General features: G+C 62.5%; 13 protein-coding genes. 3 read left to right on the top strand and 10 right to left on the bottom strand.

Going from position 1 to position 13,454, the window contains the following annotated elements; translation table 11 throughout:
• Positions 1–38: 38 nt before the first annotated feature.
• From AC0L3X_RS34855 to AC0L3X_RS34835, 5 genes are all read right to left on the bottom strand, one after another.
• Complete coding sequence (locus AC0L3X_RS34855) at positions 39–806, bottom strand: ABC transporter permease (RefSeq protein WP_063982078.1); 768 nt, start codon at positions 804–806, stop codon at positions 39–41.
• Complete coding sequence (locus tag AC0L3X_RS34850; RefSeq protein WP_071911826.1) at positions 803–1,588, bottom strand: ABC transporter permease; 786 nt, start codon at positions 1,586–1,588, stop codon at positions 803–805. Before AC0L3X_RS34850 ends, AC0L3X_RS34855 begins: the two co-directional genes overlap by 4 nt.
• Positions 1,585–2,430, bottom strand: a complete 846-nt coding sequence (locus AC0L3X_RS34845; RefSeq protein ID WP_063982076.1) for an ABC transporter ATP-binding protein — start codon at positions 2,428–2,430, stop codon at positions 1,585–1,587. The genes AC0L3X_RS34850 and AC0L3X_RS34845 overlap by 4 nt, the downstream gene beginning before the upstream one ends.
• Before the next feature lie 124 nt (positions 2,431–2,554).
• On the bottom strand, positions 2,555–4,249 hold the full coding sequence (gene ilvD, locus AC0L3X_RS34840) for a dihydroxy-acid dehydratase (protein WP_166100142.1): 1,695 nt from the start codon (positions 4,247–4,249) through the stop codon (positions 2,555–2,557).
• Positions 4,250–4,325: 76 nt separating this feature from the next.
• Positions 4,326–5,309, bottom strand: coding sequence for an ABC transporter substrate-binding protein (locus tag AC0L3X_RS34835; RefSeq protein ID WP_038958560.1), 984 nt, complete (start codon positions 5,307–5,309; stop codon positions 4,326–4,328).
• Positions 5,310–5,475: 166 nt separating this feature from the next.
• Here AC0L3X_RS34835 and AC0L3X_RS34830 point away from each other — a divergent pair, with 166 nt between their 5' ends.
• Positions 5,476–6,384 (top strand): NAD(P)-dependent oxidoreductase, encoded by a 909-nt coding sequence (locus AC0L3X_RS34830; protein ID WP_354132207.1) that lies wholly within the window; start codon positions 5,476–5,478, stop codon positions 6,382–6,384.
• 24 nt (positions 6,385–6,408) lie between these two features.
• On the opposite strand, the gene AC0L3X_RS34825 is transcribed toward AC0L3X_RS34830, so the two are convergent.
• The 5 genes from AC0L3X_RS34825 to AC0L3X_RS34805 form a co-directional block, all read right to left on the bottom strand.
• Complete coding sequence (locus AC0L3X_RS34825; protein ID WP_014493742.1) at positions 6,409–6,972, bottom strand: flavin reductase family protein; 564 nt, start codon at positions 6,970–6,972, stop codon at positions 6,409–6,411.
• 9 nt (positions 6,973–6,981) lie between these two features.
• Positions 6,982–8,211: an acyl-CoA dehydrogenase family protein gene (locus tag AC0L3X_RS34820; RefSeq protein WP_354132206.1), complete on the bottom strand. Its 1,230-nt coding sequence runs from the start codon at positions 8,209–8,211 to the stop codon at positions 6,982–6,984.
• A 182-nt stretch (positions 8,212–8,393) separates the two neighbouring features.
• On the bottom strand, positions 8,394–9,668 hold the full coding sequence (locus AC0L3X_RS34815) for a CaiB/BaiF CoA transferase family protein (protein WP_063982071.1): 1,275 nt from the start codon (positions 9,666–9,668) through the stop codon (positions 8,394–8,396).
• A 485-nt stretch (positions 9,669–10,153) separates the two neighbouring features.
• Complete coding sequence (locus AC0L3X_RS34810) at positions 10,154–10,345, bottom strand: hypothetical protein (RefSeq protein ID WP_346283371.1); 192 nt, start codon at positions 10,343–10,345, stop codon at positions 10,154–10,156.
• On the bottom strand, positions 10,342–10,683 hold the full coding sequence (locus tag AC0L3X_RS34805; RefSeq protein WP_063986218.1) for a hypothetical protein: 342 nt from the start codon (positions 10,681–10,683) through the stop codon (positions 10,342–10,344). The genes AC0L3X_RS34810 and AC0L3X_RS34805 overlap by 4 nt, the downstream gene beginning before the upstream one ends.
• 533 nt (positions 10,684–11,216) lie before the next feature.
• Here AC0L3X_RS34805 and AC0L3X_RS34800 point away from each other — a divergent pair.
• Both AC0L3X_RS34800 and AC0L3X_RS34795 read left to right on the top strand, forming a co-directional pair.
• Complete coding sequence (locus AC0L3X_RS34800) at positions 11,217–11,561, top strand: response regulator (protein WP_063982070.1); 345 nt, start codon at positions 11,217–11,219, stop codon at positions 11,559–11,561.
• A 229-nt stretch (positions 11,562–11,790) separates the two neighbouring features.
• Positions 11,791–13,320: an FAD-dependent monooxygenase gene (locus AC0L3X_RS34795; RefSeq protein WP_473317154.1), complete on the top strand. Its 1,530-nt coding sequence runs from the start codon at positions 11,791–11,793 to the stop codon at positions 13,318–13,320.
• The last annotated feature ends 134 nt before the right edge of the window (positions 13,321–13,454 follow it).

Below are 13,454 nucleotides of genomic sequence, written 5' to 3'. Positions count from 1 at the left end.
TTCACTCCCGGTCTTCTGGTTTCTTCTGTTCAGTCAGATCACGCTTCGGGGAAGCCCCGCAAGAGATACGATCGCAGGGCGCCCAGCAAGCCGTTCAGGATCAACCCCAGCAGCGAAATCGTGATCAGCGGTACGAACATATCGACGGCCTGAAAGGTTCGGGCCGCCGTCACCAGCACATGCCCCAACCCGTCCGTCGACGTGATCATCTCGGCCAGAAACACCACGATGCAGGAAATGACAAGGCCGATCCGGCAGCCAGTCAGGATCGACGGCATCGCTGCCGGTAAGACCACCTTGAACAAGATTTCATAGCGCGGCGTTCCCGCTGCCATCGCCGACCAGATCAGCTTCTGCTCGACGGCTGACGCGCCGTAATAGGTGGACAGCAAAATGGGAAAAAGCGCATCCGCAGCCACCAGCGTAATCTTCGATCCGTGACCGAAGCCGAGCAGAAGCAGCAGCGCCGGATAGAGTGCGACTTTAGGCAACGGCGCCAATACGCGCACGATTGGCCGAACCACGGCATTGATCGCTGGATTGGCGGCCGCGGCGATGCCGATACTTACACCGAGCACGACCGCAATGGCAAAGCCGGCAAACAGCCGAATCAGGGTCGCCGCGATCTCCTGCTGAAACGTCCACGTCACGAGTTGCTGGAGCAACCTGCTGAAGACGTATCCCGGGGGCGGCAGCAAGACCGCAGGCGCAAAGCCGAACGATACGAGGCCTTGCCAAACCGCGATCACCAGCACAATCGGCGCGAGCCCGAGAACGACGTTTGCTGAGGGAAGACGCGATGTCATGAGAAGCTCAGCGGCATGTCGAACTGAGGCTCGGACCAGCGCACCAGCCGTGCGCGGACCCGCTCGAAAATCGCATCGAGGCAAATTCCCATCGCCCCCACGATGATGATCATCGCGAAGACGGTGTCGTATTGGCCCATGTCCAGTGCATTGAACAGAATGTTGCCGGCGCCGGACTGGCGGGCGATCATCTCGCTGGTGATCATCGTGATCAACGCCAGCACGAGACCTGTGCGACATCCGGTCAGGATCTCCGGCAGCGCCGCGGGCAGCACGATCCGCACCAGCCGTTGCAGCGGCGAAAGTCCCATCGCGGCGCCCGACCACAGCATCTTCTCTTCGACGGCCTGGGCGCCCTCAAAGCTGTGATAGATCACGGGAAGGCTGACGCCGAGGAAGATCACCAGCGTCTTCGTGATGTCGCCGACGCCCAGCCAAAGCATGATGATCGGCATCAGCGCCGCTTTCGGCACCGGATAGATCACCATCAGAAGCGGGTTGAAGAAGGCCGCGACGGCGCGGCTACGCCCCATCAACAGACCCAACGGGATCGAAACGAGCACGGCTACACTGAACCCGATCGCCATGCGGCGAAGCGAGGCCAGGATATTGATCAGCGACTCCTTGTCGCCAAGGATGTCCGGGATCGCGCGGATCGCCTCGATCGCCGTCGGAAAGCTGTCGTTCTTCAGCGCGAGCGACGCGACCTGCCACACTGCCAGCAGCCCGATACAAGCGAACACCGGGGCGGCGCGTCTGGAGGCTGCAGCCAGCGATGTCATGACGGCGATCCAGTCTCGTCGACCTCGTCGAACATGCGCTCGATGTCGACGACGTATTTCTGGTAGCGCGGATCGAGCAACAGCTCGTTGCGGCGACGCGGCCGGGGTAGATTGATGTCGATCACCTGCCGAATGCGGCCGGGAGATTTCGACATCATCACGACCTTGTCCGACAGGAAGACGGCCTCGTCGACCGAATGGGTCACGAACAGCACCGTCTTGCGGTCACGCTCCCAGATGTTCAGGAGATCATTCTGGAGGCGTGTACGGGTGTGCGCGTCGAGCGCGCCGAACGGCTCGTCCATCAGCAGAACTTCAGGGTGGTAAGCCAATGTCCGGGCCAGCGCGACGCGCTGCTTCATGCCACCCGAGAGCTCCTTGGGATAAAAGTTCTCATAGCCTTTGAGGCCGACCATCTCGATCAAGGCCCGGCTCTGTGCTCCGGCCTCGGTGGCAGGCACACCTTGCTGGCGCGGGCCATACATCACATTGCCCAACACGGTCTTCCAGGGAAACAGAGCGAACTCTTGAAACACTGGTCCGCGATCCGGACCCGGCCCCGTGATCGTCTGTCCCTTCATCCTCGCCACGCCGCTGGTCGGGTTGACGAAGCCGCCGACGATATAAAGAAGTGTCGACTTGCCGCAGCCGGACGGACCAAGGATGGAGACGAAGGCTCCTTCCCCGATCGTCAGCGAGATGTCCGATAGCGCCAAATGATCCTTACGCGCCGAGGTCTGAAAAACCTGGGAGACGCGGTCGATCTCGATGATCGCAGAAGCCGGCCTTTGTGACGTCACCGGATTCACCCATTCGCTCGATCTCGAAGGCACTACCCTCATTCCGTCTCTCGCTTGACTCACGCGCGAACGTCACGCAACCGATCCGCTGATGTCCTCCATCAGCTGATCGAGCTTAGCAAGAAACTTGCCAGACAGGCGGTCATTCTCGCACGGAAGCGGCGCGTCATTCGAACCAAGGCCATTCTGCAGGGCCCTCATGTGTGACGGCCCCGCCCGGCGCCTGTCCGACCAGCCGCGCATACTTTGCGAGCGCACCTGCACGGTGACGGGGCGGCCTCGGCTTCCAATCGCGTCGGCGCGCCGTGAGTTCCTGGTCGTCGACCAGCATATCCATCCGCCGGTTTGCGGCATCGATCCGGATCCTGTCGCCGTCGCGAACAAGCGCCAACGGACCGCCGACGAACGCTTCGGGGGACACGTAGCCGATGCACATGCCGCGAGTAGCGCCGGAGAACCGCCCATCGGTGATCAGGGCCACCTTCTCGCCCATACCCTGGCCGTAGATCAGCGCGGTAACGCCAAGCATCTCGCGCATGCCCGGGCCGCCGACTGGCCCTTCATTGCGGATCACCAGCACCTCGCCCGCCGTGTAGGCGCGGTCACGGACCGCTTTGACACATGCCTCCTCATCTTCGAAGACGCGCGCAACGCCCTCGAAGTGCTGACTCTTCAAACCTGCGACCTTGATCACCGCACCGTCTGGACAGAGATTGCCCTTCAGAACCGCCACGCCACCATCAGGCATGATCGGCGCACGAGACGCGTAAACGACTTCACCATCGGGAGCATTGGCCGCGCCATATTCTTCGGCGAGCGTGCGCCCGGTGACGGACAAGCAACTCCCATCGATGTGCCCGCTCTGGATCAACTCGCGGATCACGACGGCCGCGCCGCCGATGTCGTAGACATCCTTCGCAGTGTACTTGCCGCCCGGCCGCAAGTTTCCAATCAGCGGCGTCCTGGCAAAGACCTTGCCGACGTCATCGATCGTGAATGCGATCCCGGCCTCATTCGCGATCGCCGGCAGATGCAGCGCAGCGTTGGTCGAGCCGCCCGTGGCGGCAACAATCGCCGCACCGTTCTCGAGGGATTTGCGAGTCACGAGGTCGCGCGGCAGCGGGCCACCACGTTCCAGCATCTCCATCACAAGCCGCCCGGCGCGGCGCGAGATCTGTGCACGTTCGGCATAGACACCGGGCACCATCGAGACGTTGGGAATGGTCAGCCCCATCGCCTCCGACACCATCCCCATCGTGTTCGCGGTAAATTGGCCAGCGCACGCGCCAATGGTCGGCAGGCAGGCGCGCTCGATCCGTTCGAGCGTGGCGCCGTCGATCTCTCCGGTCATGAAGCTGCCGACAGCTTCATAGGAGTCGAGCACCGTGAGAGTCCGCCCGTCCACCCGGCCCGGCAACGAGCTGCCGCCATAGATGAAAATGGACGGTACGTTGCAACGAACCATGCCCATCATCACGCCGGGAAGCGTCTTGTCGCATCCGCCGTACCCGATCAGCGCGTCATAGGCGAGACCATGAACGACGGCTTCGATCGAATCGGCAATCAGCTCGCGTGAAAAGAGAGAAAACTTCATTCCCTCGTGATTCATGCTGATGCCGTCGGAGACCGACACGGTGGAGAATTCGCGCGGCGTGCCGCCCGCCTCCTCGATTCCCGTCTTGGCCGCGGCCACCTGGAAGTCGTGGGTCATATTGCAGGGCGTCTGCTCGCCCTTCATGCTGACGACGCCCACCATCGGCTTGGCGATCGCGGCGTCGTCGAGCCCCATTGCGCGCATGAAAGCGCGGTGCGGAGCCCGGTCGAGGCCGTCAGTCGTGACCCGTGATCGCAACTTCTTCATGCGCGCATCTTCTTCATGCAACGTCCGGGATGATCCGGGACGCCGCGCCCCCTCGTTCGGACAATTCGCCCGTCGCCTATTCCAGCGGCGCGACGATCGTCGCGTGCTTGAACTGCATGGCATCCAGCTTCGGCAGCATTCCGGTCTCCGCGTAGATGTCCAGCATCTTCTGGATCGCGGGGAAGTTCGGCGCCGCACCCGGATCGCGGCCGAAATCGTTGTCCTTGAGCAGATAGGTCTCGAGGACCGGAATAGGCGCCTTCAGAACCTCATTCACGACCTTTAGCGTCTCTTCGCGGTTGGCCAGCGCTTTCTTCATACCTGAGGTAATGTCACGCACGTAGGCCTTCACCAAGTCGGGGTTCTTGTCGACGAAATCAGCGCGGCAGGCTTCCAGGATGTGCACGATGTTCGGCATCGCCTGCGACAATGAGAACAGCTTTCTTGTGCCACCCTTCGCCTCCGCACGTGCGGCAAAGGGCTGGTTCATGTTGACCGCGTCGACACGGCCCTGGCGCAGCGCATCTTCGGAGACGGCAAAGCCGACCTCAACCAGCTTGATGTCCTTGGCCGGATCGACGCCATTCTGCTTGAGCAACAGGTTGAAGGGGCCTTGCGTGCCGCCGCCGATCACGGAAATGCCGACCGTCTTGCCCTTGAGATCGGCGATCGTCTTGATCGGCGAGTCATCCATTACCGCCCAATAGACCGAAAAACCGCCGGGCTTCTCGAAGACGTGCTGCGCCACGATGTAGGCCTTGAGATTGCCGCCGACCACACCGTTGGCCAGCGAGAGCGGCGCTTGCGTCGCGCAATCCAGCGCGCCGGCCGCCAATGCCTGCGTCATCGGCGCGGTGCCCTGAAATTGGGTCCATTCGATGTTGTAGGCCTTGCCGATATTGGGAAACTCGGCCGGCCTGCGCATCATCCAGTACTTGGATTCCTCGGCCGGGATGGTCCAGCCGACGCGAATGGTCTGCTGTGCCCATGACGGGCCTGCCCCCGCGCTCGCAGCCGCGGCCGCTCCCAAAGCCAGGATCCACTTCGAAACGGTTCGCATCGTGCCCACTCCGCTGCTCCGGCGCCGACCGGCGCCGCCCAACCCGACCACTCAAATGTTTCATGGTTCAAACAATCAGGCAAGCCATGCGAGCCGGACGGTTTCGCTGTCCGACCTGCAATGTATGGTAAGGCGGCGTTTGCGTTGCGACAGAAGGAGGCAACCTATGGCTGATGCGAGCAAGACAAACCCGCAGGGCGTCGAGAGGCTCGGCTATCTCGGCCTTGGACTGATGGGAACGCCGATGACCCGGCGCCTGCTCAAAGCCGGCCATCAAGTCGCTGTCTGGAATCGTTCGGAGGGCAAGGTCGCTCCGCTCGTCGCGGCCGGCGCCAGGCGCGCAGCCACGTCCCGCGACATGTTGGCGAACGCGGATATCGTCTTTATGTGCGTAACCGATGCCGCCGCCGTCGAAGACGTGATTTTCGGCCCCGACGGTCTTGCAGCGGCTTCCGGCGCAGGCAAGCTCGTCGTTGACTTCTCGTCAATCCATCCCGACGCCGCGCGCGATCTTGCAGCGCGGCTGAAAGACGCGAATGGCGCAGGCTGGATAGATGCGCCGGTGTCCGGCGGCACCAAGGGCGCAGAGGAAGGCACGCTCGCCATCATGGCCGGCGGAGAAGCTGCTGACATCGAGCGGGCACGGCCCTACGTGCTGCACATGGCACGCAGGTTCACCCACATGGGCCCGATCGGGGCTGGCCAAACCACAAAACTCTGCAACCAGGTGATCGTCGGATGCGCGATGGCCGTTCTGGCGGAAGCCACGCGCCTTGCCTCGAATGCAGGGATTGACGCAGGCCGGCTGCCCGAGGCGCTCGCCGGCGGCTTTGCGGATTCCATCCCGCTTCAGCTCTTCGTGCCGCGCATGGTCCAGGGCATCCACTCGCCGCCGCTTGGCCATATCGCGACAATGCTCAAGGATCTCGACACGGTCGCCGATGTCGCCCGGGCGACGTCAACGCCGGTGCCGATGGCGACCCTCGCGGGACAGATATTCAGGCTGGCCAAGGCTGCACGCGGCGCCGACGCGGACGCTTTGGAAATCTACAAACTCTCGGCCACAGACCGCTGAGCCGACGAGCGTCCTTGAATCGCCTTATGGCGACTTCTTGCGTTCATCATCAGCCAGGAACCGGCCATACCCCCCGCGCGCAAACAGCAGGGGCTCCTTGGCACTGTAGGCATAGGCCTCGACCGCGCCGAGAAAGATCACGTGGTCACCGCCATAATAGCGATTGACCGATCGGCATTGAAAGTTGGCGACACTCTCGGCAAGGACCGGCGCGTTCCCGAGGCCCGGGGTCCAGTCGACCCCGGCGAACTTGTCTTCGGACGATTTTGCAAATTTGTTCGCAAGCGTTTGCTGCGACGTGCCGAGTATGTGAACGGCGAAATGGCTGGCGTTCTGAAACACGGGGAGGCTTGAGGAATAGAATCCGAGGCTCCAGAGGACCAGAGGGGGATTTAGGGAGACTGACGCGAACGAATTGCAGGTGATGCCATAGGGCTTTCCATCAGCGGCCATGGCCGTGATGATCGTTACGCCCGTTCCGTATGTGCCAAGCGCGTTGCGAAAATCGCGAGGATCGATCGGCGAACTGTCGCTGGCGAGTTCATTGGCTGGATCGGAAATGGCCGGCTGCTTCGGCAGATCATTCATCGGCCGGCCTCACAGCGTGAGATTCTCGGACGGCAGGCCCAGAGCCACCCGTCCGTAATTGGTTCCGGCCGCATCGAAGTTGAACGCAAGATGCGAGTTGATCGCGTGCGCATCGCGGAACTGCCGCTGCAACACGCCCGTCGTGAACAGACCGCGCGCTCCGCTCGCCGCAAACAGCATCGAGACCGCGTCGGTGCATAGATTCACCGAAAATGCGCCATCGCGACGATATCTGGTCTTGATCGCCATATCAGGAATACGGCCGCGCCTTGCATCTTCCATTGCATTGACGCAGGCCGAACGCATGATCAGGCGCGCAGCGTCGATCTTGGCCGAAGCCTCCGCGATCTTGATCTGAGTGCTTTGAAAGTCGCTGAGCTTGGCGCGGTTGTAGGTTGAAATGCGATGACGTGCGACCTCCGCATAATCGTCGAGGCATACTTGAGCGTTCCCCAGCGCGACGCCGGAGAGGACGTAAGGAAATAGCGAGAACACAGGTAGCGCATACAGCGGATTGGGATTGACCGTGCTTCCCGGCGTCGGGCCACCGGCAAGATCGCCAACCGCTACCGTCATATAGTCGGCCACGAAAACGTCCCTGACTTCGACATCGCAGGAGCCGGTACCGCGCAGTCCCGTGACATTCCAGGTGTCGAGCACCTTGTAGTCGACTTTCGGCAGCAGGAAGATTCGGTACTCGATCCCGTCTGCTTCGTCGTCGGAATAGACAACGCTTGCAAGCATGTTCCATTCGCAGGAGGCAACGCCCGAGGAGAACGGCCAGCTCCCGTGCAACCTGTAACCGCCCTCGACCCTCGTGGCGCGACCGGCTGGAAAAATGAACGAGGACGCAATCAGCGCGTCGGGATCACGGCCCCAGACCACATCCTGCGCCTTCTGCTCGAACATGCCGAGCATCCAGTGATGGCTCGCCAGGTTAGCGAGATTCCACGCCACTGACGCATCCGCCATTCCCAGCAGTTCGGCGCAGTCGACAAGGGCGACATAGTCAAGCTCGGCACCGCCGATGCGCTTCGGCTGCAGCATGCGGAACAGGCCAGCGTCGTGGAGATCCTTCTCGGTTTCCGTCGGAAGATGCCGCAGCTCCTCCGTGCGGGCAGCCCGCTCTCGCAGCCGCGGCACGAGCGCCCGGGTCCTCGCGATCATTGCCGCATAGGCGCGTTCGCCGGCTTCCTGCCCCGTCGGCTGGCCCATGCTCGGCCCTTGACCAGGCGCCATTCGTGTCCCTCGCTTTCACATAGTTATGCGGCGGGAACTTCGCCAAATCAAGCTGGGCAGGGTTAACGTTGCGTGGTCGCCCTGCATCCCGGCTGTCCGCAGGAATGCGATGTCACGTACACCGTCTTCTCAAAGCAGCTTTCCGCGAACTTTGCGGTGCCTGGCTCCGCGGACCTGACCGCTCAGGCTTGGCCTGAGGTCGATGGCTTGTCTGATCCAAAGACGCCCTTCTGAGTGAACTCCGAAATCCGGCGCTCGTCGTAACCGAGCGTATCACGCAGGACGTCTTCGGTATGCTCGCCTAACAGGGGCGCAGCGACGGGATCAATCGCTCCCGTCAGGCTCATATTGATCGGAGGTTCGATATTGGGGACCCACTCTGCAGTACGGTGCGGAATCCTGTTCAGGCGATGGCGCTCGCGGGCCTCGGGCGCATTGAACCCCTCCTCGACCGTTCGGAGATAGCCGACCGGGATATTGGCCAGCTTCATCTTCGCTATCCAGTTCTCGAGGGTATCGCTCGCAAAGACCTCTGCGATGGCTGCCCGCAGGAGCTCCTTGTTCTCAGAGCGCGCTTTGCGCGACGCGAACTGCGGATCAGTGATCAAATCGGGCCGGTTCAGCACCTCGACCACCAGCCGGCGATAGAGCCGGTCGTTGGCGCAGGCCATGTAAAGCGGCCCATCGGAAGCTTCATAGACACCAACAGTGGGGGACCCGTTCGGCGAATTGCCGAACCGGCCAGGGTTTTCGCCGTTGATCAGATAGGCCATGCCGTAGAAGCCGGTCATGCCCATGGCGACGTCGAACAGGGCGACCTCGACATGCTGCCCACGGCCGAGCCGATCGCGCGCCAACAGCGCCAGCAGGATGGCGTTGCAGGCGGACATCCCCGTCGCCATGTCCACGATCGGCGGGCCGGTACGAACCGCAGGCCCATCGGCGAACCCATTGAGGGACATGAAGCCGCTTTCCGCCTGCGTGATGGGATCGAAGCCGGGCCGCGCGGCAAATGGTCCTGAGCGTCCGTAAGCCGAGATCGAGCAATAGACCAGCCGCGGGTTGAGCGGCGCGACCGCCTCGTAGTCGAGGCCGAACTTCTTCATGACCCCGCTCGAAAAATTCTCCACGACTACATCCGCCTTCCGGATCAGGTCCAGTGCGATCTCGCGAGCCTGCGGCATGGTCAGGTCGAGCGCGATGCCGCGCTTGTTGCGGTTCAGGCTCAGATAGGCGGCGCTTTCTCCGCCGATTTCGGCGTGTTCGTAGGCCCGCGTATCGTCGCCACCATCCGGATTCTCGATCTTGATGACGCGTGCACCGAAATCGGCAAGCGTCTGCGTGCAGGCCGGCCCCGCCACGACCCGCGTAAAATCGACGACCAACAGACCGTCGAGCGCGGTAGGCGCGCCCGTCGCCCGCGACGAACGTTCCGGTAATTGAGGCTTGGTGGGCATCGACGGCGCTCCCTTACATCGGCTTATGGTTGCCGAATTTCCTGCAAGAGCAAACTTAAAGCCCGGCACCACCAACTTCGCAAGTGCTTCACCCGCATCGCTTCAATACGCAAAAAGGGCCCGTCAGCCATCAAGCCGCCGGGCCCCCGAACATCTTGGGAGTGCGAGCCACACTGTGTCTCGCATTGGCCATCCTACGCCGAGAAAAGTACGTTCCGCATTACGGGAAACCCTGCTCAGCGAAGCCACTTCCGCCAATAGAGCGTGTGCGCCGAGGCCTCGGGCACCTCTGGCTCGAAGAGCCGATAGCCCGCCTGGATGAAGTTGTCCGTCGTATTCAAGACAATGACATCCCTTTCGATACGCAGCCCCCTGAAGTCCCCGCTCCCAATGCCGTCGCAGCACGCCGACCCTCGAGAAGTAGCGCCGTTTCGAATGTGCGTCGACGGTATGACGCCGGCAAATGCGACCGCCTCATCGCCATGTTAGGCAAGCCACCACGCTCCCAACTCGAATTGCGGCATGGCCGCCGTGTCGAAGAACGTCGACCGATGCAGATCAGCCAACGTCTCGACGAGGTCGTCATCGGATGCATCAACGATGCGAATTTTGTACGGCCCGTTTGCGGGAAATAGCGTGCGTGCAAGTGCAGCGATGTCGGCACCGTGGGAGCTCACTTGCCCAGCACGACCCTAACGCCTAGCAAAACGGCCCCCATCAGTCCGGTCGCGATCACCGTGATAACGGCCTTGAAGGTGTAGCTCTGCGCCTGCTCCACGCTCTTTCGCCACCTCCGCACGTGTTGGAGATCAGCCCTTAGCTCCTTCCGGTCGTCATGTTCGATTCCGAAGGAAGTTAGCACCGATGCGACGGCCTTCAGTACGAAGGCATCGATGCTCTCCTGTTGCACCCTGTGTTGCTCGGCCAGTGTCTCAGCCACGATCGCCCTGATTTCATCATCTGGTTGATGATCCTTGCAACGTTCTCGAAACCACGCTTGGCGAAGTAGAAGGATACAATCAGTCTCGGTCAGCATCCGCGCCTTAGACGTCTTCCGTCGCGCGGGCGGGCGGGCCGGCTCGCTCGCGAACTCCCTTTCGATCTCATCGCTCAAGAAAACGTCTCCCACAACACGATTGCAACCAAGCCCGCGAGTGCGAGCGATATCAGTTAGGCGGTCATCGTCTCTCCACGAAAAAGAAAAAAGTGGCAGATCGCGTGACCAAGCGCGATCGTTTCGGGCGCGAACCCTATGTCCGTGAGCCCCGAGACCGCAGCGGCGCGAGCAACGGACCCGGCGCCGCGCCGGTCGGCGTTCCTTGAACGTGGTCTAGCGAGTGCGTGGCCGGATGCGCGGCCACCGTCCGATCTCAAAATCGAGACGAAAAACCCGCGGCGGGTGCTTCCAGCGCGGGTGACCAAACTCGTCTCGATGATGTCATTGGCCAGTGTTTCGACATGTCAAACATCCCTCGTTCGACCACACCGTGCCGGAACTAACCCGAAGAGCGTCGCGTTCATTCCTTTAGTCAAAGGAACGTGCATGCGATGAGCCACACTGTACTGGTTGTTGACGACGATCCCGGCGTCCTCGACGTCATCGTGGGCATGTTGGAAGATCTCGGCTGCGAGGTGACAAGCGCCGAAAGCGGCCCGGATGCGCTCGATCAGCTCGGGCAGAACGAGAACATCTCCATCCTTATCACGGACATCAATATGCCGGGCATGGATGGTCACGAACTGGCCGAACTGGCGAAGCGGCTACGCCCGGGATTGAAAATCCTGCAATTATCGGGGCGCGAGCCGCGGCGCGGAGGCCTGCCAATGATCCGGAAGCCGTTTTCGTTCGAGGAGCTCGCCGACACCATGCGGCGAACCACCGGCGTTTGCTGAACGCAGAGCCCAAAAGAAAACCCGCGGCGGGGGCTCCCGCGCGGGTCGAACCAAACTCATGTCGATGATGCCATTCTGCCGGTGTTTTGCCCGACGTGTCAACGCGGCGAACGCGGAAGAAGGAGCCCTCCCTCCCACTTTGATATGTGGTGCGCAAGAGACTTGCTTCAAGCCCCCCGCCCTGCCGTAGAACCCCCGACCCAATGAACATCCAAAGCAGGGGGTCCACATGCCTGTATTGCTTCCGTCGTCCCGGCCGCGCGGCCGTTCCGAGCGGGCCGGCGCCAGCCGCGCGAGTCACCATGCCGTGGTGATCGCCGGCGGCGGCCCGACCGGTTTGATGCTGGCCGCCGAGCTGGCGCTCGCCGAGGTCGACGTCGCCGTGGTCGAGCGGCGCCCGGATCAGGAGCTCGTCGGTACGCGGGCCGGCGGATTGCACGCGCGTACCATCGAGATCCTCGATCAGCGCGGCGTCGCGGAGCGCTTCCTGCGCGAGGGGCAAGTCACCCAGCTCGCAGGCTTCGCCTGGACCAGGCTCGACATCGGCGATCTCCCCACCCGGCACGCTTATGGCCTCGCGCTGCGGCAGAGCCACATCGAGCGCATCATGGCCGACTGGGTCGAGGAGCTCGCGGTGCCGATCTATCGAAACTCCGAGGTGACGGGCTTCGTTCAGGACGCGACCGGCATCGACGTTGCGCTCTCCGGCGGCAAGACATTGCGCGCAAACTATCTCGTCGGCTGCGACGGCGGTCGCAGCCTGGTGCGCAAGCGGGCCGGCATCGATTTCGCCGGCTCCGATCCAACGCTCAGCAATCTCATGGCCGAAGTCGAGATGCGGGACGAGCCGGTATGGGGCCTCCGCCACGACGCCATCGGCTTTCATGGCCTCAGCAAAGCGGAGAGCGGTCGCGTGCTGGTCGTCGTGACGGAAGCGACGCTCGACCGCACCGGCGAACCCGGACTGCGCGATCTCAGCGATGCGCTCGTCGCAGCATTCGGCACCGACTTCGGGGTCCAAAACCCCGCCTGGATCTCCCGCTTCACCGATGCGGCGCGGCAGGCCGTGTCCTATCGCCGGGAGCGCGTGCTGCTCGCCGGCGATGCCGCGCATATCCATCACTCCGTCGGCGGGCAAGGCCTCAACACCGGCGTGCAGGACGCGGTCAATCTCGGCTGGAAGCTGGCGCAGGTGGTCAGGGGCATTGCGCCCGACGGCCTGCTCGACACCTACCACGCCGAACGTCATCCTGTAGCCGCGCGCGTCTTGCGTAACACGATGGCGCAAATCGCCATGCTCCGCCGCGGCGAGGCCGGCCTCAGGGCCGCGCGCGATGTGGTGTCCGACCTGCTCGCCATGGAGGAACCGCGCAAACGTTTTGGCGCGATGATGAGCGGGCTCGATATCCGCTATGATCTCGGCGAGGGACACGAACTGCTCGGGCGCCGGATGCCCGATCTCGACCTGATCGTCGACGGCTATCCACAGAGATTGTTCACGCTGCTGCACGGAGCGCAGGCGCTGCTGATCAATTTCGGCAAGTCCGGCGGCTTCGACATAGTATCCAGGGCTGATCGCATCAGAGTCATCAACGCCAGCCACGACGGCGCGTGGGAGCTCCCCGCCATCGGGCAGGTCGCCGCGCCCGAAGCGGTGCTGGTTCGGCCAGACGGGCACGTGGCGTGGGTCGGAGATGAAAGCCAGCGAGGACTTGAGGACGCGCTGATCATCTGGTTTGGATCGGCTGCCGCGGCGTAGCGCATGAGCGCCTCACCTAGAAACAAAAAGAGCCCGCGGCATTCCGCAGGCTTGATCGTAAGCGTCGTTCCGCTCCCACCTTTTCGGGGCAGATGGGATAGGCGAGTTTCACGATCTCTTTGAAGGGATCGGTT

It is taken from the genome of Bradyrhizobium sp. MI1.7, assembly GCF_055811795.1.
Note: the sequence above shows the minus strand (reverse complement) of the source record. Positions and strands in the feature narration are given on the sequence as shown.